This window comes from Clostridium sp. CM027 (genome assembly GCF_024730565.1).
Classification (GTDB): Bacteria; Bacillota; Clostridia; order Clostridiales; family Clostridiaceae; genus Clostridium_AD; species Clostridium_AD estertheticum_B.
In genome coordinates, this window is record NZ_CP077725.1 from 854769 (window position 1) to 880690 (window position 25922).

Annotated in this window: 23 protein-coding genes; all 23 read right to left on the reverse strand. The window is 30.8% G+C overall.

All coding sequences use genetic code 11. The annotated features are described in order from the left end of the window. Positions 1–63: 63 nt before the first annotated feature. Positions 64–1320 (reverse strand): O-antigen ligase, encoded by a 1257-nt coding sequence (locus tag KTC92_RS04250; RefSeq protein ID WP_220286825.1) that lies wholly within the window; start codon positions 1318–1320, stop codon positions 64–66. 35 nt (positions 1321–1355) lie between these two features. After that, positions 1356–2573, reverse strand: coding sequence for a glycosyltransferase family 4 protein (locus KTC92_RS04255; protein WP_220286824.1), 1218 nt, complete (start codon positions 2571–2573; stop codon positions 1356–1358). 10 nt (positions 2574–2583) lie between these two features. Then, on the reverse strand, positions 2584–3639 hold the full coding sequence (gene wecB, locus KTC92_RS04260) for a non-hydrolyzing UDP-N-acetylglucosamine 2-epimerase (protein WP_220286823.1): 1056 nt from the start codon (positions 3637–3639) through the stop codon (positions 2584–2586). Between the two features lie 81 nt (positions 3640–3720). After that, positions 3721–5064 (reverse strand): glycosyltransferase, encoded by a 1344-nt coding sequence (locus KTC92_RS04265; protein ID WP_220286822.1) that lies wholly within the window; start codon positions 5062–5064, stop codon positions 3721–3723. Positions 5065–5091: 27 nt separating this feature from the next. After that, complete coding sequence (locus tag KTC92_RS04270; RefSeq protein WP_220286821.1) at positions 5092–6567, reverse strand: O-antigen ligase; 1476 nt, start codon at positions 6565–6567, stop codon at positions 5092–5094. A gap of 69 nt (positions 6568–6636) precedes the next feature. Next, positions 6637–7716, reverse strand: coding sequence for a glycosyltransferase (locus KTC92_RS04275; protein WP_220286820.1), 1080 nt, complete (start codon positions 7714–7716; stop codon positions 6637–6639). A 64-nt stretch (positions 7717–7780) separates the two neighbouring features. Further along, positions 7781–9535, reverse strand: coding sequence for a CDP-glycerol glycerophosphotransferase family protein (locus KTC92_RS04280; RefSeq protein ID WP_220286819.1), 1755 nt, complete (start codon positions 9533–9535; stop codon positions 7781–7783). 114 nt (positions 9536–9649) lie between these two features. Continuing rightward, on the reverse strand, positions 9650–11065 hold the full coding sequence (locus KTC92_RS04285; protein ID WP_216304320.1) for a lipopolysaccharide biosynthesis protein: 1416 nt from the start codon (positions 11063–11065) through the stop codon (positions 9650–9652). Positions 11066–11159: 94 nt separating this feature from the next. Beyond that, on the reverse strand, positions 11160–12263 hold the full coding sequence (locus tag KTC92_RS04290; RefSeq protein ID WP_220286818.1) for a LegC family aminotransferase: 1104 nt from the start codon (positions 12261–12263) through the stop codon (positions 11160–11162). 37 nt (positions 12264–12300) lie between these two features. Beyond that, a complete protein-coding gene (locus KTC92_RS04295; RefSeq protein ID WP_220286817.1) occupies positions 12301–13293 on the reverse strand; it encodes an NAD-dependent 4,6-dehydratase LegB in 993 nt (330 codons plus the stop codon). 16 nt (positions 13294–13309) lie between these two features. Then, positions 13310–14365 (reverse strand): nucleotidyltransferase family protein, encoded by a 1056-nt coding sequence (locus tag KTC92_RS04300; protein WP_220286816.1) that lies wholly within the window; start codon positions 14363–14365, stop codon positions 13310–13312. A 4-nt stretch (positions 14366–14369) separates the two neighbouring features. Then, on the reverse strand, positions 14370–15011 hold the full coding sequence (locus tag KTC92_RS04305) for an acetyltransferase (protein ID WP_220286815.1): 642 nt from the start codon (positions 15009–15011) through the stop codon (positions 14370–14372). 21 nt (positions 15012–15032) lie between these two features. Further along, on the reverse strand, positions 15033–16181 hold the full coding sequence (neuC, locus tag KTC92_RS04310; protein ID WP_220286814.1) for a UDP-N-acetylglucosamine 2-epimerase: 1149 nt from the start codon (positions 16179–16181) through the stop codon (positions 15033–15035). 74 nt (positions 16182–16255) lie between these two features. Further along, the gene (neuB, locus tag KTC92_RS04315) at positions 16256–17299 is read right to left on the reverse strand and encodes an N-acetylneuraminate synthase (RefSeq protein WP_216304326.1); all 1044 of its coding nucleotides are present in this window, start codon (positions 17297–17299) and stop codon (positions 16256–16258) included. Continuing rightward, the gene (locus tag KTC92_RS04320; protein ID WP_220286813.1) at positions 17292–17996 is read right to left on the reverse strand and encodes a cytidylyltransferase domain-containing protein; all 705 of its coding nucleotides are present in this window, start codon (positions 17994–17996) and stop codon (positions 17292–17294) included. Before KTC92_RS04320 ends, neuB begins: the two co-directional genes overlap by 8 nt. A gap of 22 nt (positions 17997–18018) precedes the next feature. Beyond that, positions 18019–18759 (reverse strand): N-acetyltransferase, encoded by a 741-nt coding sequence (locus KTC92_RS04325; protein WP_220286812.1) that lies wholly within the window; start codon positions 18757–18759, stop codon positions 18019–18021. 34 nt (positions 18760–18793) lie between these two features. Continuing rightward, on the reverse strand, positions 18794–19882 hold the full coding sequence (locus tag KTC92_RS04330; RefSeq protein ID WP_220286811.1) for a Gfo/Idh/MocA family protein: 1089 nt from the start codon (positions 19880–19882) through the stop codon (positions 18794–18796). Between the two features lie 93 nt (positions 19883–19975). Beyond that, positions 19976–21292, reverse strand: a complete 1317-nt coding sequence (locus tag KTC92_RS04335) for a nucleotide sugar dehydrogenase (RefSeq protein WP_216304330.1) — start codon at positions 21290–21292, stop codon at positions 19976–19978. A 309-nt stretch (positions 21293–21601) separates the two neighbouring features. Continuing rightward, complete coding sequence (gene galU, locus KTC92_RS04340) at positions 21602–22510, reverse strand: UTP--glucose-1-phosphate uridylyltransferase GalU (RefSeq protein ID WP_216303549.1); 909 nt, start codon at positions 22508–22510, stop codon at positions 21602–21604. A gap of 55 nt (positions 22511–22565) precedes the next feature. Next, entirely contained in the window at positions 22566–23342 is a 777-nt protein-coding gene (locus tag KTC92_RS04345; protein WP_216303550.1) for a tyrosine-protein phosphatase, read from the reverse strand. 21 nt (positions 23343–23363) lie between these two features. Next, a complete protein-coding gene (locus tag KTC92_RS04350) occupies positions 23364–24047 on the reverse strand; it encodes a CpsD/CapB family tyrosine-protein kinase (protein WP_165413615.1) in 684 nt (227 codons plus the stop codon). Between the two features lie 12 nt (positions 24048–24059). Then, positions 24060–24731: a YveK family protein gene (locus KTC92_RS04355; RefSeq protein WP_220286810.1), complete on the reverse strand. Its 672-nt coding sequence runs from the start codon at positions 24729–24731 to the stop codon at positions 24060–24062. Further along, the gene (locus KTC92_RS04360; protein ID WP_220286809.1) at positions 24731–25801 is read right to left on the reverse strand and encodes a capsular biosynthesis protein; all 1071 of its coding nucleotides are present in this window, start codon (positions 25799–25801) and stop codon (positions 24731–24733) included. The genes KTC92_RS04355 and KTC92_RS04360 overlap by 1 nt, the downstream gene beginning before the upstream one ends. Positions 25802–25922: the final 121 nt, after the last annotated feature.

Below are 25922 nucleotides of genomic sequence, written 5' to 3' on the forward strand. Positions count from 1 at the left end.
TTAACTCCTACTTTCTGATGAATATTTAAGCGTCCCCCTGTATTTCTAAATTTCTTCACCAACTTATATATTCAAATTATTTGTTGATGCGTTTAATAAACCTTCAGCTGTAGCTACTATAAACCAAAAATATGTTGTAACTTTAGGCACAAAAAATAGATTGTCTGATAAATTCATAAAATAGAATGCTACCATCGATGCCAATGCACCCATGTAAAAAGCTTGCAAAAATTTGTCATCTGTTATAGTAATTAATTTTTTCAATCTAATAAGCACTGTTATTAAAATTACTAAAAGAGATGTTATTCCTATTATGCCCAATTCACTTTGAGTCTTTAAATAAGAACTATGTGTAGGATATCTTGTATACGAGTTGTAGCTTAGGCCTTTATACTTATTAATATATTCGTTATACCTACTGATATAATTACCATTACCAACTCCTAGAATTGGATGTTCCTTAATCATCATTAGAGCCGTTTTCCACAATTTAATTCTAGCCACATTTTGTCCATTATTTGTTAAATCCTTAACTGTATCAAGAACCGCCGGACTAAATAAAGCCAAAATACCTACCCCTCCAAAAACTACAATTAATTTTAAACTATACAGCACACATAAAACCGCTGCACCGATACAAACGCCTAATAAAACATTTCTAGAATAAGTCATAAGTATATTGAGAAATATTAGAATTGATATTATTCCATACATACTTTTTAATTTTTTATTTTTTTCATAAATTGTTAGCATTACTAATGGAAAAATAATTAAAATAAGAAAGCCCGCATATGCATTAGGATTTTGCATTGTTGCAGCAATCTTACTTGCTCTATATCCATAGGAGTATTTCACAATAAACCTTTTATCTAATCCAATTATTGTAAAGTATTGAATTATACCAAAAATACTCAAGACTCCTGATGTGAATATAAAGCATCTCAATAAGTTTTTCACTAATTTTTTTGTATTAAATTCATACTTAATTATAAAAAATATAAATACATATGTTAAAAATCTTGCGCTTTCGCTTAATGCTAATCCCTTTTCTAATGCATAAAAGGTTGATAATAACATAATACCCAATAACATCACTATGCAAATACTTAAAGTACTACTAAAGAAGTCTCTAATCCCATAAAGAAACCTTCCCCTCGTATCCTTATTAAAAATCAACTTTATGAGATATAAGCACATAATTATTCCTAATAAAATATCTGAAACAGATACTCCTTTTAAATTTGTTCCCTCTTGAATCAGAGGCATTATCACTATATAAGCACACATTAAATAATACAAAATACTACACTTAGCTTTCATTTTTTACACCTCTTTATAGACTAATATTATAATTTTTATAAATTCATCAATATTTTTTCTAATTTTCTTGTTATATCCTCTCTAGCATAATTCTCCATAACATAAGCCCTTCCATTTTCACCCAACCTATTTCTAAGCTCCATGTTATTATATAACTTTAACACCGCTTCTGCAATTTCTTTTGAATTTTCTGGTTCTACTACAATTCCTGCATTTGCACTGTTTATTAGTTTAGCAGCTTCACCCTTTACTGGTAAAATAATAGGTATTTCTGAAGCTAAGGTCTCAAACATTTTTGAAGGTAGAGCACCTTTAAAAAGTTCTAACTTCTTTAAAGGAATTATTGCAGCATCCATAGAAGCTACAATTTTAGGCATATTTACCTTTGGCTGAAGAGGTAAAAAGGTAACATTTTTTAATCCTTTTTCTTTTGCCATATTTACAAGATCTTGTTTTTCCGGACCATCACCTACAAAAACAAATTGAATGTTTTTTTCCTCTTTTACTATCTCTGCTGCATTTATTATAACTTGTAGTCCTTGTGCAAGTCCATGAATACCAGCGTAACATAGTGCAAACTTATTTTCCACTCCAATTTCACTTCTAAATGTTTCATCCCTATTTTCACTTTTAAATAGCTTTGTATCAACTCCATTAGTTAGCAGATGTACTTTGTTTTTATCAAATCCTCTACCGACTATATCATCAACTATTCCTTCTGTTTGACAAGTAACAGCTACTGCACGTCTATAACAAAATTCTTCTAACCATACAGACATTTTAATGAATAACTTATTATGAAGCATACCTAATTTTATAGCTGATTCTGGCCATAAATCAGATATGTTAAAAACAAATTTAGCTTTTTTAAGCTTAGCTATTACATACCCTGAAAAGCCTAGAAACAGTGGTGGAGATTCCGTTATTACTACATCCTGCTTATTTATATGAATAGCCCCTTGAAGTACAGAAGAAAAAGTAAAAGATAAATAATTTCTTAATCTCTTAGTAAAACTCTTAGATTTTGTAGCATAAATACTAGTTCTAATTATCTTTATACCTTCAATTTCTTCTATGACCACCTTATTACCTTTATAATCATCAAAAATCTCCCCTCTAGGGTAGTTAGGCATTGCTGTTAATATTGTAATTTCATGGCCAAATTCCTGTAATTTTTTAGCAAACTCAAAAATTCTATTTTGAGGTGCCCCCACCTCTGGGGGACAGTACTGAGTTAAAAATAAAATACGCATGTTTTCACCTCTATTGTTTGTTTATAATTTTTAAAATTTTCTCTGCAGCATGGCCATCTCCAAAAACATTTTGCTGAGATTTATTTGGCATAAAATTAACTATGCCCTCTAAAATCTTAGTTTTATCAGTTCCAACAATAATATTCCATCCATTTTCTACTGTTTCTACCCATTCTGTTTCTTCTCTCATAGTAATACAAGGCTTACTCATAAAGAAAGCTTCCTTTTGAACTCCACCACTGTCTGTGACAATCTTTTTACAGTACATTTCTAAAATGATCATGTCTAAATACCCAACTGGGTCAATTATCTTTATATTATTATTAAATTTCAAACCATAATCATCCATATATTTTTTTGTTCTTGGATGTAGGGGTAATATTATTTTTTTGCCGCTCTCATTTAATGCCTCACTAATATTTCTTAATCTATTTATATCATTAGTATTTTCTGCTCTATGTATGGTAGCTAAAATAAATTCTTCCTGGTATAAATTAAGTTTCTTCATAATCTTAGATTTTTCTTTTGAAATCTTTGAAAAATTAAGGGTCGCATCATACATTACATCCCCTACATTATGAACACCCTTAGTTATGCCCTCAGTACTTAGGTTTTTAACCGCTGAAGTTGTAGGTGCAAACAGATATTTTGAAATATGATCTGTTAAGATTCTATTTTGTTCCTCCGGCATATTCATGTTAAAGCTTCTAAGTCCCGCTTCTATATGTGCTACTGGAATACGTAACTTACTTGCACAAATTGCTCCAGCAAAGGTTGAGTTCGTATCCCCATAAACTAAAACCATATCTGGCTTTTCTTTTATATAAATTTCTTCGAGCTCTATTAACATCCTACCAGTTTGCATGCCGTGTCCACCTGAACCTACCTCTAAATTATAACTAGGCTTAGGTATTTTAAGTTCTTCGAAAAAAATCTTTGACATATTTTCATCATAATGTTGCCCTGTATGTATTAAAATTTCTTCATGCTCATTTCTAATTATATTCGATACTGCAGCTGATTTTATAAACTGCGGTCTTGCTCCTACGACTGTTAATATTTTCATATAGACTCCTGACTTTTAATAAGTTTTTTTAATAAAGTTTTTTATAAAAATTAGAATTGCACTTCCTTTTCAAATCATCATTTATAAACTTTCTATAATACTCATCAGTTCTCTAGTTAAATTTTCTCTGTTGTACTTTTTAACTTTTTCCCAATGAATATCTAACTTTTCCTGCGTGCCTTTCCAAATGCCATAGGATTTATATATAACTGCTTTAATTTCATCTATTTGTTCAGGATGACAACAAAATCCTGTGTTCGTATCAAGTATTAAATCTTTAGCAACACCGTCCGGTACAATGCCTATAACAACCCTTCCACTTCTTATGTACTCAAATATCTTTCCTGTATATACGCCTTCGCTTCTTTCAAACGCTCCTATAATTAGAAGCGCTGCTGAAGAATTTTCTAATTCCCTCAAACTTTCTTTATGGGGCAAATATGATATAAATTCAATAACCTTATCATATTTTGCAAGAAAAAACGTAATATCTTCCTGGGCATCCTTGCCTATTTGCCCGACAAATCTAATGATAAGCTCTTCCAGTTTTATTTTTTTATCCTCAATAAGCCTATCTATAGCTATTAAGAAATTCTTTGGTGATATCTTCCCATACAGGGTTCCATTATAAGTTATAATATATTTGGGAGGTATCCTATCTATATTATAATCATCAAAATCATCCTCATCATATCCATTAGTAATTATTTTAAATTTATCTGCCCTCTGATTCTTATATCTATCAATAAAATCATCTATTATAGGTTTACTTACAGATATTACAACATTCGCTTTTTCAATAACTGTCGTCTCCATCCTTTCATTTTTTCTCTTAGCATAGGGCGTGTAATCTGCGAATGGGTTAGTTACCCATTGGTCACGAAAGTCAGCAATCCACGCTATGTTAGATTTTTGCTTTAATTCACAAGCAATTAAATGCCCAGTATATGGTGCTGAGGTAGAGTATATTATATCAATTTTTTCTTCCTTAATTATTTTAAGTCCTAATTCTACCGCATCTTTTTTCCATGAAATTTTATCATCCGGTATGTACATATTTCTATAAATATTTAATAAGGTTTTTTTTATTTTTCTCTTAACTTTAGATTTAAGTGTAATTTCAGAGGTTATTTTTATTATATCCTCTTTATTTTCAACCTTCATGGTTTTGACATGGGTTATATTCCTATTAGCAATAGTATTGACAATAAAATTATCTCTTTGCATAGCCCTAAATACCTTTATTCCATCCGTTGATTCAGCTTCCAAAGACTCATCCTTTATAGTGCTCTTTTCATTATTTACAGTAAGCACGTTTACGTTGTATCCAAATTTCTTTAGAAACTTAGCAAATTTTAAAGTTCTCTGAACTCCTGCACCTCCTAGTGGTGGGTAAACATAAGCTACAATTAATATGTTTTTCATTATTAACACCTCTCATTGTCCTAACTCTTAACTAACAGATTTCCCTTCTGAATATATCATTAGTATCATCACTACAGTAAAAACAAAAGCAGGCACTACACTTATTGGATCTCTTGAGGCCATAAAAGATTGGCCTGTAATATTTCCATAAACTAAGAGACATAAAAGCCCAATAATTCCTGGCCATTTAAATTCTTTGAAATCTTTCTTATTATTTTTAATTATATCCAATACTGACTTTATTAAGCTGCTTAGCCAAGCTAACATAAAAGTAAAAGTAAATATAATTCCAAATTCTGTAATTAAATTAAGAATTATATTATGAGCATCTATGTACAATTTTTTAGGGTTTCCACCATATTGTAAATAGTAATATTTAAAGTGCCCTGGTCCCACACCAAAATAAAAGTGGTCATTTATCATTTCAAAAGCTAAGGCCCATATTGGTCTTCGACTTTTAGTTTGCTCTATTAATCTTTTAAGCATTCTGGCATTGTTGCTGACTAGGTCTTCTATACTGTTTATCTTTATGTCCGTTGCAATTTCTTCCACTTCCCACCTATGCATAACATTAAATGTCATGCAAGAAATCACAACTATAGAAATTAGTATATATTTTTTCCAATTATTTATATCTACTATAATTACAATAAAAAAACACATAGCTAATGTTAGTAGAATGCCCCTTGATTTTTGAGTACTAAAATTAATTATTTGAATTAATAATAAGAATATATATATTTTGTTATGTTTCCCTGATAGCTCTTTATTTATAGCATATAACAATATAAAAGGCATTACTATTATAGTATATCCAAGCATGAAATTGCTACCTAAGACCCCATAGAGATGCTGATTATTGCTACGTACAATTAAATTATATAAAGTTACTATTATATCTGGTATTGATGATAACGTAACTCCCACGCATAAATAGAGCAATATATCCTTGTAAAACTCTTTATTGCTTTTTTTATAGCAAAGTATACCTATGCTATAGGTCATCATTGAAACCATGTTAAGTAGCACTAGCTTAAATGCTTCTAAAACATGAATACTTAGCATAGAAGATATAGTCGCTAATAATAACAATATAATATAGAGTACACTTAGCTTGGTGTATTTAACCGTAAACTTTGAAAAATCAAATCCTCCATATTTAAATTCGCGAGCCATATTTGTTAAATATATAGCAAAATAAGCTAAATATACCACTTCACCTATCCCAGCTATATTTAACCTATTCATAATATACAATGCCATAGGTATTATTGGTATTGCTACCGCGTAAACTAAACTTGCGGTAACAAAATCTTTAAACATTAAAATCAAACTACAAATTACGAACAAGGTTACAAATATGCTACTTACGAACATGAGCACATTTGATGTACCCATCTTTATAAACAACCCTATTTCTATAACAGCATATAATATTAGAATTATGTGAATATACTTTTTCAAATAATAGTAATACTCTTTAATCTCTTGCGTTAATTGCATTTTTATCCTCCTACATAGTTTCTGATATTTTCAAATGACAAGTGCATTGCAAGCTAGAATATACCATTACTATTTACTAACCTTCTCAAGTGTTTTATATATATCATTCATGATTTTTGCATTGTCAAACCAATTATACCTCTCCCGGACTAATCTTCTTGCATTTTTTGAAAATTCCTTCATTTGATCTTCATTTTCAATGATTTTCATAAGTTTTAATGTTATATCATAACTACTCTTTTGCTTGATTACAAAACCGTTATAGTTATTAAAAATTATCTCTTTTAACCCACCTACATCTGTAGTTATTATTGGCCGTCCACACGCACAGGCCTCGACAGCTGAAACTCCAAAACTTTCACTTAAGGATGGCAGACATACTATATCCATCTTGTTTATGTATTCAGGTACTTTTTCATTATCTATTTTACCTGTAAATGTAACCTTAGAATTTAAATTTAATTTCTTTACTAAAGACTCAAGCTCTAATTTTTGGGTACCATCTCCAACAATTAAAAGTCTTAAATCTTTGGTTCCGCTGTATTTACGTATAAGCTCTGAAAATCCCTCAATAAGATAATTTAACCCGTATATTTTTTCTAATCCCTTAATAACACCTATGGTAATATAACTACTATTTAGTATAGGTGTGTTACATTTAAATTTATCTAAATCTACACCAAAGGGGGTTACTACTATCTCTTTGTTGTAGTATTTTTTTGTTTCCTCAGTCATATTATAACTTGTAGAGCAAACTTTATCCGCTCCTTTTAATATATACTTAAGTAGCAATTCTTTAGCTTTATTATCTTTAGGGAACTCATACACATCGCTACCCCAAACAGATATTACAAATGGATGGAAATTGCACATTCTCCCATAAAGTCCATAGCTAGTAGCATAGTGACTGTGTAATATATCTGGATTAATGTCTTTTACTAATTTTTTAATTGATTTAATTAATAAAAAATAACTTAACTTATTTGTACCTATAGTTCTTAACACATGCAAATTTACATTGTTTTCATACACATAATCTGTTTCTCTCATAGAAATTATATGAATCTCATTACCAAGTCTCGCAAAATATTGAACCCATTTTCTTGTATGTATACTATGTGCATCTGCTAAAAAGCAAATTTTTCTCATAAATTTCCTCCTGTTCTTTTACACTATTTAAGTATAATTAAGAATCTTAGAAAGTTATCTTTAATTACTCATTCTTTATTGTTTCTAAAAGCTTCTCAGGAGAATTTACTATAATATTTATTATCCTCTCTGTTACTTTTCCATCCAACTTATAGAAATTTTCATGGATATACTTTTGCATATCGTGGTTTAGTGTCACGTCACCTATATTTATTTTAATCATACACTCTAAAAGCTCATTTTCATCCTTAACTCCAAAGGATACCCCCTCTTTAACAAAACCACCAGCATCATTATATTTAGGGAGTAATATACATATAGAAGGTTTATTAATAAGTGCCGCTTCTACAACTACTGTAGAATGTACGCTTACTACCAAACCACTCCATTTAATTAATTCATACAAATCTCCATCCTTCATTATTTTACAGTTTTTAATGTGGAACTTTTCCACCATAACTTCATAAAATTCAAAATTCAAATCTACAGGATGAAGTTTTATAATTAATTCGTAATCTTCCTTCATTAAATTTAATGCCTTAAATAGCATTAAGGTAGCCGGTTCAAGTAAATCCCTAAAATATTGGGTGGCATAAAGTATTCTCAGTGTCCCATTTTTTTTAGACTTTTTCAAATATCCATTTTGAACTAAATTGTCTGTTCTTACTTGACCAACTACATTAACATTTTCTTTATTATATACATTTGTATGAGATATCAATAATTCTTTATACTTTCCCCCCCAGACAAATGTATTACGTGGCACCAACAAATCTTTATACTTTGAATTAATTATGTAAGTAGATGAGGTTTCATTTATTATTCCATGTTGCACAGCATAAGTATCTATATTCAACTTATTTCCTGCGACTATAAAGCACCTTCCCCTGTCGCCTTCTCCTGCTACTAAACATTTTTTATTTTTCAACTTTCTAATAATTTTTCCTGCCATTAATAGTTCATATAAATAGGAAAGATAACTCGTTCTTAAATCCTTCATCACAAATCCTAAAAGTATATTTTTAAGATCAAGTTCATTTAAGTGAAAATCTAACTTATCTAAATAAATTAAATTATCTACTAATAAATTATTATTTACATTTTTCTTGGCTTTAAGCCTTTTGTATAAAATAAATAATTCAAATGGCACAAAATTTTCATGACAATTTAGAGTCTTATCTATGATGTATTTATTGTTTAAGAGTTGAAAATTTAAAATATTATAAGTTTCTTTTAATTTATTTATAACTTTCCCTAATTGAGTATCGTAATAGCCATCGGTATTGCCTTTAACTAAGTTTAAACTTGAAGCATGTGAAATAATTAAAAATGGTTCTTTATGATTTCTCCTATTCGTTAAAAAGTTTTTAAATATAAATTTGCAGTAACTCCCTATTCCCCTAATAAACCGTTTAGTTAACTTGCCTTTACTTATAGCTTGAATGTTTTTTTTACTATAAATTCTCTCACATTTAAGGTTGAATACCTCTACACAAACCTTTTCCATAAAGTCATCATCTGTTTTTACTTGTATTTCTTCATTCGTTTTATACTTAGCATTTCTTATAACCATAATACAGAAAATCAAACCATTTAATTTTCTATAAATAGTGGGTCTACTAAAAATATATAATGGTATATCATCATATAAATATAACTCTTCAAGCTTTAACCCATTAACCTTTTGATTTTCTAAATAAGTTAAATACTCAAAAGCTTCCTTTTCTGCGTTTATATTTCCTATATATTCAAATAAATCCACAACTTTTCTATCTATTATCAGTTCTTTTTTTTGTGCTGTATAGATTAATTTAACCATTAAATCATCTCCTGCGGAGCTGCAATATCAACGACTTCTGAAGGAGATTTGTACTCCCACTTATAGAAGTGGGACACTTTCCTTCTGAAATGTCGTTGAATCATCTCTTTTAACTTATTTTTGCATTAACTTTCCACTGATTTTTTTAATCTCATATCCTAATACAATTAATGTTGCTATTAATATTCCATATCTCAAAACCGAATTGTTTTTTACTATAAAAAATATTACACTGCTAAGTACTATGTATAAAATGCCATATGCAAAAGGTTTAAACGTATAAATTCTTACGTCTAATATGCGTAAAGATATATAATAATGATATAAAAATAATAAGATATACGATATTATTGTTGTCCATGCCCCTGCAACTGCACCGTATCTTGGAATTAAAATATAATTTAATACACCATTTATTAAAGCTGCAATAAGGGTTCCTAGGGAAAGGAACTTTGTATTTTTAGTATAGAATTCAATATTAGCTGGTATACTGTATAGAAATTGAAAATAATATCCTATTATGATTAATGGAACGTAATCTAACCCTTTATAAAATTTTTTTGTACCCATTAGTTTTCCTATTTCAGGAGATATAAATATAAGTATAAACCCCATCACAGAAAACAACATAATATAACATTTAATTTTCAGCTTTATGTCATCATAATTTTTTTCTTTCATATTCTCATAAAACCACGGTACCCAAGCCTTATTACACGCCAACCATACAATATACATTATCATTCCAATTTTATATGCAAAGGTATATATTCCTGCAGCACTAGATCCTATCATACTATTTATCATAACCGTATCCACAGACTGCAAAATCACGCCTGATAAAAGATGCACAATTGCCGGTATAGATATGGCTAATCCATACTTCCAGTATTCAAAACTAATTAGTTTTTTGCCTTTTTTCATAGCAATTACATATAAAACTGTACCGTAAATTAAAGCTACAATAATTAAAGAACCAATCCTACCATAATACTTATCACTTTTAATATTACTTATGAGTATTATAGCCAGAATTGTGTTTATAATAGCACTACTTATTGATATAAGTAAATATTTCTTATATTTATATTCAGCATTTAATTTGGCATTAGAAAAATCCACGATAAATCCAAAAAAACCTTGAATAATAAGGAAGATGACTAATATAGAATTTAAATTTATAATAGAAGATATTTGCTTTTTAAACACAAATCCAATTATAAGCCACATAATAGCAAATAGTGTGACTAAAAAAAGTATAGATGAAGCATACTCATCATATCTTTCCTGAAAATCCACTTTGGCATTATTAACTGTAGCCAATAGCCCTAATGTAATTATAGTTGTAAAAACGGAAAGCCATGTGGTATATACCCCCGTTATTCCATAATCACTAGCACTAAGTAAACGCGTAAAAATAGGCATAGTTACAAAGGAAATGCCTTGAACAAAAAAGGTCCCTATAGTAAACCAAACTCCACTTTTCACCAATCTGCTTTTGTACAATTTCTTTATAAAATCTATATTCATATTATCTCCTATCCACCTTACCAATATATCATAAACCTCCACTAAAGCGGCTTAATTAATAACTTTCGCCCTTAAATGCAAATAAATAACAGAGTTATTTATTGCATTCTTTTATTATTTCACATACCTTTGCAATGTCTTCTTTTTTAAGTCCAACAGAACTTGGAAGATTTATTCCACGCTGATAAAGCTCATTTGTAATACTTAAATCCCCATGTGTACAAGTTTTATATGGAATCATATCATGTATAGGCATAAAGAATGGTCTTGCCTCTACTTTTTCTTCATTAAATTTTTGTATAAGCGCGTCGCGAGTTATACCATACTTTTCTTCAACTAGGATTGAGTATAGCCAGAAACAATTTTCTACATTCTCTTTTTCTATAGGTAAGGTAATTCCTTTAATTTCACTTAATAGTTCATTGTAATATGCCGCATTTTGTCTTTTAATTTTTAAATATTCTTTAATATTTTCAAGTTGAGCCACTCCAAATGCAGCCAAAAGATTTGGCATTCTAAAATTATATCCTATTTCTGAATGATAGAATGCTTTATTTTCAGTAACTACTTTTGTTTGAGTGGATAAAAATTTCGCTCGTGCGCCATATTCTGAATTATTAGTTACAAGCATTCCACCTGCTCCAGTAGTTATAATTTTGTTCCCATTAAAACTAAAACAGCCTATATCCCCTATGGTACCTGTCATTCTGCCATTAAAAGTAGATCCTAATGATTCAGTTGCATCTTCTATAACAAATAGATTATGTTTTTTAGCTATTTGAATTACTCTATCCATATCTACAGGATGGCCATAAATATGTACTGGCATTATAGCCTTTGTTTTAGGTGTTATTAATTCCTCTATCTTTTCTGCATCCATGACAAAGGTATCTCTACATACATCTACAAATACAGGCTGTGCTCCTACGTATTTTATAGTGTTAACTGGAGATATAAAAGTTAAAGATGGAACTATAACTTCATCTGCGTATCCTATTCCAAGGGTTACTAACGCTAATTGAAGTGCTGATGTACCATTATTTGTGACAACTGCACTTTTGCTACCTACATATTCACTAAATTTTTCTTCAAATAAATTAACATAACTACCTACTGAAGATACCCAATTAGTATCTATACAGTCCTTAACATATTTAAGTTCATTTCCTCTAATTTCTGGTATACATAAAGGTATCATAACAAAACCCTCCCACTTTTTAAACATTCTTCTTTTGCTAAATATTATATATGTCTGTCTTAAAATGTTGCATATTATTTTTTATCCAATCTACTGTCGCTTCAAGACCTCTGTCTATAGTGTAATTAGGCTTCCAGAGCGTTAATTCCTTTATTTTAGTATTATCAGCCCATAATCTATTAACTTCGCTGTTTATAGGTCTTAACCTTTCATCATCGCAAATAATTTTTACATCCTTACCTATTATACTTATTATTTTTTTAACTGTTTCTCCTATAGTTATCTCGTGATTTGAACCAGCATTTATAACTTCACCATTAGTTTTTTCACTCTCTGCTATTTTTATGAATGCCTGGGCAGTGTCCAATACAAAGTTAAAGTCTCTAGTCGGAGTTAGGCTTCCAAGCTTGATTTCTGTTTTCCCTGCGAGTATCTGTGATATTATTGTTGGAATTACAGCCCTTGCAGATTGTCTTGGTCCATATGTATTAAACGGTCTAATAGTTGCTATAGGCATATTAAAACTTTTATAGTAACTTTCCGCCATTTTATCTGCTCCTATTTTTGATGCTGAATATGGAGATTGACCCTGCATTGGGTGTTTTTCATCAATTGGTACATAAAGTGCTGTTCCATAGGTTTCAGACGTTGATGTGTGTACAATCTTTTCTACCCCATATTCTCTGCAGGCTTCTAAAACGTTAGTAGTGCCTTCCACATTTGTTCTTACATAGGCCATAGGCGATAAATAAGAATACGGGATTGCAATGAGAGCCGCAAGATGAAACACTACCTCTTGTTCTTTAATAATTCTTTTCATTCCATCGTATTCTCTTATGTCTCCAGTAACAACTTTAATACTTTCTTTTACTGACTTATCAAAAGTATCAATCCATCCCCAGTTATTAAATGAATTATATTGAGCTAGGGCTGTAACATCTGCTCCAAGTTCCACCAATCTTTCTGTTAAATGGCTTCCTATAAAACCTTCTGCACCTGTAACTAAAACTTTTTTCCCTTGCCAGTTCATTTCATCTACTCCTTTCTTATAGTTTAAAATATTTGTTAATATCCGTGTTGGCCATTTTATAGTCTTCCATTCTACCTATATCTTTCCAGTATTCAGTTATCTCATAAATACCTGACGTGCAATTATTGTTAATTGCATCTTCTATTAAATCAGTCATATTATAGACTCCATCTTCCTGTATGTATTTTATAATTTCAGGATTAACAGCATATACTCCACCATTAATGTGAAATTTATATGTAGGCTTCTCTTCTACAGACTCTATAATCATATTATCAGTGACTAAGACTCCATAAGGAACGTTAATTTCATAATTTCTAACACCTACAGTTATATTAAAGTTATTATTCATATGATGATTTAAAAATTTTTCAAAATCAATTCCTGTTAATATATCTCCGTTTATAACTATGAAAGGTTTTGTAAACTTTTCTTTTACTAATGCTATTGAGCCTGCTGTGCCTAGTTTTTTAGTTTCTCTAATGTATTCTATGTTTACATCAAATTCTTTTCCATCTTTAAAGTGTTCCTCTATCATTTTCCCTTTGTAATTAAGAGAAATAATAAAGTTCGTAAACCCATATTCTTTAAATTGTTCTATTATAAGCTCCAAGATAGGTTTATCACCAACTGTTAGCATAGGTTTAGGTAGTGATTCAGTTAATGGTCTTAACCGAGTTCCCAAACCTCCTGCTAAAATAAAAACATAATTTTGCTTTTTATCATAAGATAATATGTCATCTAAAAAATATAAGTCTATGAGCTTTTTATTTTTATCAATAACAGGTACCTGCCTTATCTTTTTCTTAATCATATACTCTTTTGCTTTCTTTTTGCCATACTCTTCTGTAACAAATTTAAAATCCTTAAAATATGTATTCTCTATACCCTCATTTATACTGTGGCCTTTAAGTATAGCACGCCGTATATCCCCATCTGTAATACTTCCCACTAATTCATTATTTCCATTTACAACTAAAGCTCCCCCTGTTAAGTTTTTATCTATAACCTTCATAGCTTCTTTTATAGTAGAATTCACTCCTATACAATAATCATCAATTGGAAATTTCATAACATCACCTACACTTTATAATTTTCGATGGAATTCCTACAGCAACTGCATTATCTGCTATATTTTCAATAACCACAGCTCCTGCTCCAATAATTACATTATTCCCTATATGCACTGATTGAATTATAGAACTTCCCATACCTATATGGGTGTTACACCCTATGCTAACTCCGCCAGCTAAACAAGCCTTAGGTGAAATATGTGTATTCCTTTGCAGCTTGCAATCATGTTCTATTACTGCACCGGTGTTTACTACGCAATTTTCTTCTATGTAAGCTCCTGGATTGATTATGGCTCCAGGCATTATACAAGTTCCTCCTGCAACATTTGCATAAGGTGAAACCATTGCATCCTTATGTATAAGTACCGGTATGTTAAACCCTATAGCTTTTAAATTATTATATATATTTTCGCGAGTTAAAATGTTTTGGAGTGCACCAACACATACAAATGCATTTTTTACACCAGTATTATATAATTCTTGTAAAATGCTATCATCGCCTATTATAGGTATATCTAATACAAATTTATCGTAGTTATAATCTTTATCAGTTACCCCCACAATATTATATCTAGAAGCACTTTTTATAATGTCTATAATAACCTTGCAATGGCCACCTGCACCTACAAGTACGATTTTCTCCATAATCTCACCCCTAACTATCAACTAATACGTTATCCTTTTTTGTATAAGTTCCCTATCTATCTTTATCTCACTTAAAATTTGTGCTATTTTACAACTTGCATTCCCATCACCATAAGGGTTTGTGCAGTTTTCTAATTGCTTCTTAAAGTTCTCATCGTCTATTGATTTTTTAACGCCTGCTTTTACAGCTTCCTTTCCATAAGGTACGTCTATTATATTGAGGGCTCTTAGTCTTCCGTCCTGCCTTGACCCTATATTTACTACAGGCAGTTTAAAGCTAGGTGCTTCAATTATACCTGACGATGAATTTCCTATCATTACCTGAGCTATACTTAAAAAACTTAGGTATTCTACTTGACTTAAATTTCTAAATACTTTTAAAAATGGATATTTAGCGCTATACTCCTCAATAACCCTTATAATTTCGCTTCCTCCATTATCACTGTTAGGATATGAAACTATAGTTTGATATCCAAGTTCTACAACCGCATCTAAAGTTTCTCTTACTTGCCATTCCACCATGTCCCTTTCTGTAGTTACTGGGTGCTGAGTCATTAAAAATATCTTATCATCTTTTAATTTAAATTTTTCTAGTATTTCTTCCCTTGATAAATATTTTGCTTTCGCAATATAATCAAGTCCCGGCGCTCCTACTACAAAAATATTTTTTTCCTTCTCCCCTAATTTAATTATTCTTTGCATGCTGTCCTCATTTGCTGGAAAGTGAATATGAGAAAATTTAGTTATAGCGTGCCTTACAGACTCATCTACTGTTCCCGTTACTTCTCCTCCATGAATATGAGCCACAGGAATATTCATATGGATAGCTACAGTTGCTGCCGCTAGCATTTCTCCTCTATCACCTAGTATTAGTACTAGGTCCGGTTTTATTTTATCAAAGCTTTGAGCCATACCTATAATTGAAAGTCCTATAGATTTAGCCATTGCCGCCCCTGTATCAGAAGCTAAAACAGTTTCAAATTTATCTGATACTACAAAGCCATCTTTTTCTATTTCATTTATAGTCATGCCAAATTCAGGACATAAATGCATTCCACAAACGATAAGCTTAAGATCCAATTCCTCATGTTTTTCAATTTCTTTAAGAACATGATAAAATATACCATAATCTGCTCTCGTACCTGTTATAACTGCTATTTTTCTTTTCATATTTAATCTCCCATTCTATAAGTGCATGTTCTATGTACTCATGTTCCATGTGCTCGAAATAATTTAGCTAATTTTTATTCCACCATATTTAAGGCTATTTGTTCGTCAATTTTTATATCTCTATTAGTTTTTCGCCCAACAATATCAATGTAGAATTTAGGCGAAAGTCCGTTTCCTGGTCTTTTGTAATCTAAGTCCGAGAATCTTATACTCTCCCCTGCTTTTATATATCTAACTGCGACTATACTTTTTCTAGCTGCCTTCATGGTATCAACTTCACTAAAATTATACATTTTAATTCCAGTTCCGAGTGCTATTTCTACATCTCTAATCGCTTTAACCATCTCTTTTAGCTCTATTGGATTCAGAGAAGCTTTATGATCTGGCCCTTCCATACTTTTGTCCATTGTAAAATGCTTTTCAATTATATTTGCTCCCATAGCCACTGCTGCAATAGGCACTGTTATTCCTTCAGTGTGATCGGAATATCCAGACACAATTTCAAAAGATTTTTTTATGGTATTCATTGCATTCAAGTTAACACTTTCTAATTTAGCTGGATAATTTGAAGTACAGTGAAGCACTGCTATTTCTTTATTACCCAGGAAATTTATTACATTTATTGTTTCTTCGATTTCTGAAAGTGTCGCCATGCCAGAAGATAAAATTATAGGTTTATTAAATCTTGCTATATGTTCTAAAAATGGAATATTAGTTAAGTCTCCCGAACTAATCTTAAAAGCCTCCACGCCTATAGACGCTAAAAAATCAGCGCTTTCAAAATCAAAAGGTGTAGATAAAAACATAATTTCCTTATGTATACAGTATTCTTGTATTTCTATAAAACTTTCGTGCGATAGTTCTAGTTTCTTTAACATATTAAACTGTGAGTCAATTTTTCCTATGTTGTCCTTTTGATATTCAGCCATTTCTGCATATCCAGTAACTAATTTTTCTGTAATAAATGTTTGAAATTTTATGGCATCGGCCCCTGCAAATACAGCTTTATCTACCATCTCTTTTGCTATTTTTATGTCTCCATTATGATTAACCCCAGCCTCTGCTATAATAAAAGTTGAATTTCCATCGCCTATAGCCTTATTTCCTATCTTAAACATGAATACTCGTATCTATTATCATCTCTACAATTCTTGCATCGAGCATCGTGTCAATATCTATAGAGCTTTCCTTGTTCATTACATAAGGGATTGTGTTTTCATCAACAAATTTTTTTTTGTTAACTAACATATCATTTGAATTTATATATAGTGCACCATTAAATATATAAAAAGCAGGTAAGTCTTGCCTTCTGATATTTGTTCCTTCAAAACTTATGACTTCTTTTAGCTTTTCATTTTCTATACTTCTCATAAGTACAGGATTTTCATAGGCTTCACATACACTTACTAAAGAGGTACTATTACTCTCAATAACCTTTTCTATAGATTCATCCAGGTGCTTAAACGTTCTTAATGGAGATGTGGGTTGCAATAATATTACGTAATCAAAACTTACATTATTTTTTTTGTAAAAATCTATTGAATGTATAACTACGTCTATGGATTTTGAAGTATCATTTGATAGTTCTTCTGGTCTTAAAAAAGGTACCTTAGCCCCATATTGCTGTGCTATAACCTTAATAACCTCACTATCTGTTGATACAATTAATTCATCTATATATTTAGATTTTTTTCCTGATTCAATTGTATAAGCTATAAGTGGTTTACCACTTATAGCCATAATATTTTTATTTGGTATACCTTTCGAACCACCTCTTGCTGGAATAATAGCTAGAAACTTCTTATTCTTATACATAATTATCACCTTTTGCTTCCTTTTATTGATTTTTAAGCAATTGATCCTCTGGTACAGATCGAAGCACTTTAGCTGGATTACCAACTACGATTTTACCTGCTTCCACGTCTTTTGTGACCACACTACCTGCTGCCACAAAACCATCTTCATGTATAGCAATACCTGGCAGGATAACTGCTCCTGCTCCAATTCTACCACCTTTTTTTATAGTTACCCCTTTGAACTTTCCAAATCTTTCTTTTGATCTGCCTGCATAATTATCATTAGAGGTTGTAACACATGGCGCAATAAATACATAATCCTCAACTTCTGAATAAGCTGTTAAATATACATTAGTCTGTATTTTGCAATTAGAACCAACCTTACAGAAATTTTCAATAGTTGCTGCACGGCCGATAATTGTTTTTGAACCTACAATTACATTTTCTCTTATTACAGCAGTGTCAGCAATAAGTGTTTTTTCTGCAATTGCGCATCCACAATAAATAATCACTCCTGCCCCTATAATGCAACCTTCACTTATTTCAGCTGGAAGCAATTTTTCCTCACTTTTGAATATACTGTTTACTGATCTCATAGGTTGTTTACCTATTACCGTATTATCATCTATTCTAACATTATCTGCTATAACAGTTCCTATGTGAATAACTACATTACTTCCTATAATACAATTTTCACCTATTACTACATTATCTTCTACTACCACAAAATGTCCCATTGTTACATTATTGCCAATTTTGCTTTTTTCTGAAACATAATTCATAAAAATACCCTCTTTTCATATAATATCTTCAAAATTATTTTTTCATTTCGAGTGTTGAGAAATCCCCCATTGGAAATTTAACTGGGAGACCTGTAAGTCTTGATTTATAAGCTGCAAGTATAATAGACATACCTTTTTTTCCTTCTTCGCCATTTATAAGCGGTTCTCTATGCATATTTATAGCATCTATCATATTTTTAAATAAGGGGGTATGTCCGAAGCCATATACTGAATCTGGATTTCCCTTTTGCTGCATTAATATTTCCTGCTCAGTATCCTTATTATCAGCAAATCTCCAAGTTTCTATTGAATTAACTGCAATGCCTCCGATAGAAACAGTACCAGTTTCACCAAAAATGCTCAATGTTTCTTCCAAGTTTTTAGGATATACACAAGCCGATCCTTCAACTATACCTATAGCTCCATTTATAAATCTTATAATTATTGCTCCAAAATCCTCACCTTCTATATCTCGAAGGAAAGTACCACACTGAGCATAAACCGTATCTATTTCTCCACCCATCATCCATTGTAATAAATCAATATTGTGAATACATTGATTCATTAAAGTACCACCATCCAGGCTCCACGTTCCTCTCCAAGGTGCTTGCGTGTAATATTCCATATTTCTATTCCAAAGAATTCTTGCTGTTCCATTAACTAATTTTCCAAACCTGTTTTTGTCGACTGCAGCTCTAAGTTTTCTTATTGGCTCATTAAACCTATTTTGGTGACTAACACAAAGCTTTACATTATTTTCTCTTGAGCATTTAATCATTCTATCAGCATCTTGAATAGATAATGCCATTGGTTTTTCAACAATTACATGTTTCCCACTATTCATGCAATATATAGCTATTTCTGGATGATACCCACTTTCAGTAGCTATAGAAACCATATCAATATCAGTTTTCTCAAGCATTTCTTTATAATCTATATAAACTTTTACATCTGAATTTTCACCTATTGCTTCTATATACTCATCTCTTTTGGAATTAGCATTAACTTCTAACACATCGCAAACTGCTACAAGTTCAACTTCTGTTTTATTTTGTGTTATAGCCTCCACGTGTTTGTATGCTATTCTTCCACATCCTATTATTGCAATTTTTAATTTTTTCATTTAAACCCCTCCTTGCAATTACTCTTAAAGGTGCCTTCCTAGGATTTTGGCATGCAATATTATAAAATATTTTACAATGCTTGCATGCATTATTTAGAGTTTATTTATCTTTTCTCTATTATTTACAACATGCTTTGTAGCATTTCTAGTATCATATAGTAAGCTAGCTTCTTCCACAATTTTTTCATAATTATAACCACTATGATCTGTGGTTATTACTACTATATCCGCATTTTTTATTTCATATTCCCAAGTTACAGATACATATTCTTTACCCTTGTGTGTGAATTTTTTAATAAATGGATCATTTATAATTATATCCGCACCATTTTTTTCTAATTGATCAATAACCTTTAATGTTGGTGATTCTCTCACATCATCTATGTCTTTCTTGTAAGCTACACCCATAAGGAGAACTTTTGCTCCGTTTAGTGCCTTTTTATTACCATTTAAAAGTTTCATAACATTTTCAAGCACAAATTCAGGCATATAATCGTTAATTATACCCGACGCTTCTATTAATTTTGTATGATAATCATACTCTTTTGCTTTCCACTCTAGATAAAATGGATCAAGTGGTATACAGTGTCCACCAATCCCTGGGCCTGGGTAGAATGGCATAAATCCATAAGGCTTAGTTTTAGCTGCATCTATTACTTCCCAAACATCTATATTCATCCTTTTACACAGAATAGCCATTTCATTAGCTAGTGCTATATTTACATTTCTAAAAGTATTTTCAAGAATTTTTTCCATTTCAGCCACTGCTGGAGAAGACACTTCCAATATTTCTCCCTCTAGTACACTTCTGTACAACATTCCTGCTACTTCAGTACAATTAGGAGTACATCCTCCAACTACCTTTGGGGTGTTTTTTGTATTAAACTGCTTATTCCCTGGATCAACTCTCTCTGGAGAAAATGCCAAGAAAAAATCTACTCCACATTTTAAACCTGATTCTTCAAGTATTGGTTTTAGTACTTCCTGCGTTGTTCCTGGGTATGTAGTGCTTTCGAGTACTACTAACATCCCCCTATGTAAATACTTAGCTACACTTCTAGTTGATTCCACTACATATGATAAATCCGGTTGCTTATATAAATCTAGTGGCGTAGGGACTGCAATACACACTGTATCAACATCCTTAACAAAGCTAAAGTCTGTGGTAGCTTTAAGTTTTCCTTCTTGTACTAATCTAAGTAAATCTGAATCTACAATATCACCAATGTAATTGTGTCCCTCATTTACCATTTGAACCTTTTGATCTTGAACATCAAACCCTATTACTTCATATCCTACTTTAGCCTTTTCTACAGCTAATGGCAATCCCACATAACCCAAGCCTACTACACCAAGTTTAGCTGTTTTATTTTTCAATTTTAATAATAACTCCTCTTTAAATTGAAACATTTTGTTACCTCCTATAGCCTTAGATCATATAATTTTGACAAATCTTTTATCAACAGCTTCATGGCTACATTTTACCACATTATAAGTTCCTACCCAAAACCTCTCAATATATTTTTTATACTAGCATATAATATTTTACCCCAAATATTTCTATTTGTTCAATCTATGGGAGTTTATTAACTATTTATTTAAAATTTCTTAAAAATCAAGTAATCTATTTTCTAATAAATTTACTTGGTTCATCCCCAATACTGAGCGCACCAAATAAAAAAAAGCCAGTTTCACTTGGCTTTTTACTAATACTCTCTGTTATAAATTATTACTACATTTATTATAAATTTCTTTAAAGGTATCGTTATCCTTAATAGTTAGGAGATATTTCATAAATGCTTCTTTAAGATCATCTCTTTTAAGTGCATATTCTACATTTGCTTCTAAAAATCCTTCTTTATCCCCTACATCATATCTTCTGCCATCAAAATTATAAGCATACATATTTTCCTCTGCTATTAAAGTTTTTAAAGCATCTGTAAGTTGAATTTCCCCACCCTTACCAGGCTTTGTATTTTCTAAAATATCAAATATTCTAGGTGTTATAATATATCTTCCGAGTATTGCTATGTTTGATGGTGCTTCGGATGCGTTAGGCTTTTCAATAACATCTTCAACCTTATAAACTCTATCTTCTACTGAAGTTCCCTTTACTATGCCATATTTGCTAACTTCACTTAAAGGAACCTTTTGAACTCCTAAAATTGAAGTTTCATATTTGCCGTAGCAATCTATGAGTTGTTTTAAACAAGGTACTTCACTATCCACCACATCATCGCCCAACATTACAGCAAAAGGTTCGTTCCCCACAAAGGTTTTTGCACAACCTATAGCATGACCTAGTCCTTTAGGTTCTTTCTGACGTATGTAATAAATGTTTGCCATATTAGATATATCCCTAACCATTGTTAAGGTATCTTCCTTACCGTTCTTCTCTAATTGTTGTTCAAGTTCAATCGACTTATCAAAATGATCTTCGATTGCTCTTTTATTTCTTCCTGTTATAATTAATATTTCCTCAATCCCAGACGCAACCGCTTCCTCTATAATATACTGTATTGTTGGTTTATCAACAATTGGTAACATCTCTTTTGGTTGTGCCTTTGTTGCTGGCAAAAATCTTGTACCAAGCCCCGCTGCTGGAATTATAGCTTTTTTTACTCTCATAGTGTTTCTCCCCTCAAATAATGCATTTCTATATTTCAACCTTATTTCTCAAAATTCATTTGATAAAACTTAAAAATGAAATCTTGCCTTTTTCTTTTTTAAGTTTTATTTCTAAGACTTCCAATGAGGAAACATTATTAATAATGTTAGTTTGATTTTCAGCAATCCAGTTATATACAGCTTGATTTTTATGTTTTATAATTGCATAAGCTTCTTTTATCTTCGTTTTTCTGCTCGTAATATTATGTCCGTCACTACCCACCAAATGTATCATGTTCCTTTTTACAAATTCTTCAGCTGTTTTTTTAACTTCCTTACCATAATCACCTAATAAACTACCAGAATTTATTTGCATCAATACCCCTTGGTTAATTAAATTAATAACTAAATCATAATTTTTCATAATCCTAAGATTTCTCTCTGGATGTGCTAAAATGGGTTTTGCCCCAAGTAACATTAACTCATAAAATACATCTTCAGTGTACAGAGGAAACTGCCCCATAGGAAGCTCAATAAGTAGATATTCCGAGTCGTTAATTCCCCAAATCTTCTTTTCTTTATAGAGTTTTGGCAAATCGGGGTGCATATAAATTTCTAGTCCAGATAAAATCTTAATATTAAGATTTTCTTCCCTAGAGGCTAAAACTAATCTATCTATTTTTTCAATATATTCCTCGTGACTAAATTCAAATTCTTCAGTTATAAAATGAGGAGTAGCACAAATATATTCTACACCTTCACTATCTGCTGTTTTCAACATTTCTATGGACATGTCTAAGTTTTTTGATCCATCGTCAATAGCATATATTATATGACTATGAAAATCTATCATAAATTTACACCTTTTAAACCTTTAGTTTTCATTTCCATAATAGCCCTTATAATATTTTCCATAATAACCGCTTACAGATTGAGGAACTTTATTAAATACAACTCCCAGTATCTTTCCACCAACCTTATCAATCAATTGTTTCGCATCTACCAATGCTTTTTTTTGAGCCTCACCATATGAAGCTACAAAAATCACGCCATCTACTATTGTAGATATAATTTGTGCATCCGTTACCGCAAGAACTGGTGGTGCATCAATAAGAACTAAATCAAATTCACTTTTTAGCACTTCAATAAAGTCCCGCATTTTTTTACTTCCTAATAATTCTGCTGGATTTGGGGGCACCGGACCACTAGTTAGTATAAAAAGATTATTAACAGTTGACTTAACAACACATTCCTCTTTTTTCACACCTTGAACTAATATATTTGTTAATCCTACAGAATTGGTAATTCCCATTTTCTTGTGGATTGAAGGTTTTCTAAAATCACAATCTACAAGAATAACATTTTTACCACTTTCAGCCATAGTTATAGCTAAATTTGACATTACTGTACTTTTACCTTCTCCAACGCCAGATGAAGTAACTACTATGGATTTATATTCTTTATCCAAGGAAGAGAATTGAATATTTGTTCTTAACGTTCTAAAAGCTTCTGCCGTTCTAGATTTTGGATTTCTTAATGTTACTAATTTTTTTAACATATTCTCACCCTCCTATTTTTTATCTTGAGTTAAAGGAATAATACCTATAACTGGTAACCCAGTTAATTTTTCTATGTCCTCTTGGCTTTTTACAGTGTTATCTAAGTACTCCAATAAAAATGCTATTCCAAGCGAAACCATAAGTCCAATAAAAAATGCAATTGCTATGTTTAACTTTGAATTTGGACTATCTGGTCTTGTAGGTTGTAGTGCTTCATCTAAAAGTTGTACATTATCCACTTTTTTGACATCGTTACTTATGTATTTTAATGACTTCGCTAACTGATTAGCAATGTTCATAGCTTCTTTGGGATCCTTAGATTTAACTGTTATCGTTAAAAATTCAGTATCTCCTTTAGGTGCTACTGATATCATTCCTTGAAGCTGATTAGGCTCTATATTTAACTTAAGTGCTTTAATGACATGTTCTGAAACTTTTCGTGATTTAGAAAATTCACTATAAGTTTTGACTAATTTTTGATACATAATTACATCATTATAACTATCCTGCGGCGCCGCAGATTTACTTTCTGGTTTTCCAATTATTACCGATATATCAGATTTATAACTAGGTGTAATAACAAAATAGCTTAAAACCCCACTAAGCACCGCTGCTCCTATTGTTACTAAAATTACTAACAGTAACCTCTTTTTTATAATATTAAAATACTCCACTAACTCCATTATTTACCCTCCGCCAATTGATTTTCTAGTTGCATTACAATTTCATCTTGTGGATCTATTTTTTTAGCCATATCTAAATGTATTCTCGCCTGCGCAAAGTTTTCAACATTTAAATAACACATAACAAGATTTGTACATATCTCTATAGACTTTGTAACCTCAAATGCTTTCCTAAAATATTGAATAGCTGCTTCGTAATTTTCAAGACAAGCATAGTTAATACCAAATTCATTTACTACCTCTATCAAATCGTTGTCAATTGCTTGTGCTTCGTTTAAATAGTATATAGCCTTCTCATAATTTTGTAAATTCCTGTATGCTACAGCAGTGTGATAATATATATCTGCTCTATCTCCTAATTGTTCCATTAAAGGAATAAAAATTTCAAGTGCACCTTTAGGGTTATTAGATACTAAATCTTTCGCTTTTTGAAAATTTGTTATGGTTTCCAAATCGTTTTTAAGTTCAATAACCGCTTCCGTTTGTTCTCCACCATTTATAGTATAATTGCTTATTGCTATTAATGCTAATTCATGTTTACTTTCACTATTTAAAACTAGCGCCTCATATAAATATGGATTACTGTAATTAGTGATTTGTTTAGCTTTTTCTACAAGTTTTAGTTGCTCATCCTTGAATATACTATTTGTAGCTCTTAATTTATCAACTAACAAAAAAATCTTATCGTAATTATCTTTGTTTTCTTCTATAGTTAACAATCCTTTTAAGAAGATAAATGCTTCTTCGTACTTTTCATTCTGAATTTCTTTAAATATCACGCCCTTAATAAATCCTATTGAATTTGGAATAGTATTTATAATTTGTTTATACTCTTTATTGTATTTAAAAAGTTCATCTGCTCCTAAAACATAGAACATCCCTTCTATAAATAGATTAACTGGTATATTATCGAAATCTTCTTTATTCTTTACTTTTTGGATTATCTCATTAGTTCTCACTGGGAAATATATGTCCTCCAAAATCACAAAATCATTAATTTTGCTGTCTTTTTTTATTTCTAGAAAAAGAAGAACTGATAATTTTTCAGAAAAATATGTTTTAATATCCATGATTACACCTTCCTACTGGTTTAAAAATTTATGCTACAAATGTTACTATTAATAATAATAGTATACTGAGGTTGTTTTGTAAACCATATAAAATCATAAAAATGAAAATTATGGTTTTTTA

Coding starts and splice junctions, on each gene's coding strand:
- KTC92_RS04265 (WP_220286822.1), bottom strand. CDS start 5,064: ATGAAAAACATATTAATTGTAGCTTATGTTTACCCACCACTAGGAGGT.
- KTC92_RS04335 (WP_216304330.1), bottom strand. CDS start 21,292: ATGTTTCAATTTAAAGAGGAGTTATTATTAAAATTGAAAAATAAAACA.
- galU (WP_216303549.1), bottom strand. CDS start 22,510: ATGAGAGTAAAAAAAGCTATAATTCCAGCAGCGGGGCTTGGTACAAGA.
- KTC92_RS04355 (WP_220286810.1), bottom strand. CDS start 24,731: ATGGAGTTAGTGGAGTATTTTAATATTATAAAAAAGAGGTTACTGTTA.
- KTC92_RS04250 (WP_220286825.1), bottom strand. CDS start 1,320: ATGAAAGCTAAGTGTAGTATTTTGTATTATTTAATGTGTGCTTATATA.
- neuB (WP_216304326.1), bottom strand. CDS start 17,299: ATGTTTAAGATAGGAAATAAGGCTATAGGCGATGGAAATTCAACTTTT.
- KTC92_RS04295 (WP_220286817.1), bottom strand. CDS start 13,293: ATGAACTGGCAAGGGAAAAAAGTTTTAGTTACAGGTGCAGAAGGTTTT.
- KTC92_RS04290 (WP_220286818.1), bottom strand. CDS start 12,263: ATGATACCTTTATGTATACCAGAAATTAGAGGAAATGAACTTAAATAT.
- KTC92_RS04255 (WP_220286824.1), bottom strand. CDS start 2,573: ATGCGTATTTTATTTTTAACTCAGTACTGTCCCCCAGAGGTGGGGGCA.
- KTC92_RS04360 (WP_220286809.1), bottom strand. CDS start 25,801: ATGGATATTAAAACATATTTTTCTGAAAAATTATCAGTTCTTCTTTTT.
- KTC92_RS04270 (WP_220286821.1), bottom strand. CDS start 6,567: ATGCAATTAACGCAAGAGATTAAAGAGTATTACTATTATTTGAAAAAG.
- KTC92_RS04275 (WP_220286820.1), bottom strand. CDS start 7,716: ATGAGAAAAATTTGCTTTTTAGCAGATGCACATAGTATACATACAAGA.
- KTC92_RS04320 (WP_220286813.1), bottom strand. CDS start 17,996: ATGTATAAGAATAAGAAGTTTCTAGCTATTATTCCAGCAAGAGGTGGT.
- KTC92_RS04280 (WP_220286819.1), bottom strand. CDS start 9,535: ATGGTTAAATTAATCTATACAGCACAAAAAAAAGAACTGATAATAGAT.
- KTC92_RS04330 (WP_220286811.1), bottom strand. CDS start 19,882: ATGAAAAAATTAAAAATTGCAATAATAGGATGTGGAAGAATAGCATAC.
- KTC92_RS04305 (WP_220286815.1), bottom strand. CDS start 15,011: ATGGAGAAAATCGTACTTGTAGGTGCAGGTGGCCATTGCAAGGTTATT.
- KTC92_RS04300 (WP_220286816.1), bottom strand. CDS start 14,365: ATGAAATTTCCAATTGATGATTATTGTATAGGAGTGAATTCTACTATA.
- neuC (WP_220286814.1), bottom strand. CDS start 16,181: ATGAAAAGAAAAATAGCAGTTATAACAGGTACGAGAGCAGATTATGGT.
- KTC92_RS04285 (WP_216304320.1), bottom strand. CDS start 11,065: ATGAATATAGATTTTATAAAGAAATTGTACAAAAGCAGATTGGTGAAA.
- wecB (WP_220286823.1), bottom strand. CDS start 3,639: ATGAAAATATTAACAGTCGTAGGAGCAAGACCGCAGTTTATAAAATCA.
- KTC92_RS04325 (WP_220286812.1), bottom strand. CDS start 18,759: ATGAATTATGTTTCAGAAAAAAGCAAAATTGGCAATAATGTAACAATG.
- KTC92_RS04345 (WP_216303550.1), bottom strand. CDS start 23,342: ATGATAGATTTTCATAGTCATATAATATATGCTATTGACGATGGATCA.
- KTC92_RS04350 (WP_165413615.1), bottom strand. CDS start 24,047: ATGTTAAAAAAATTAGTAACATTAAGAAATCCAAAATCTAGAACGGCA.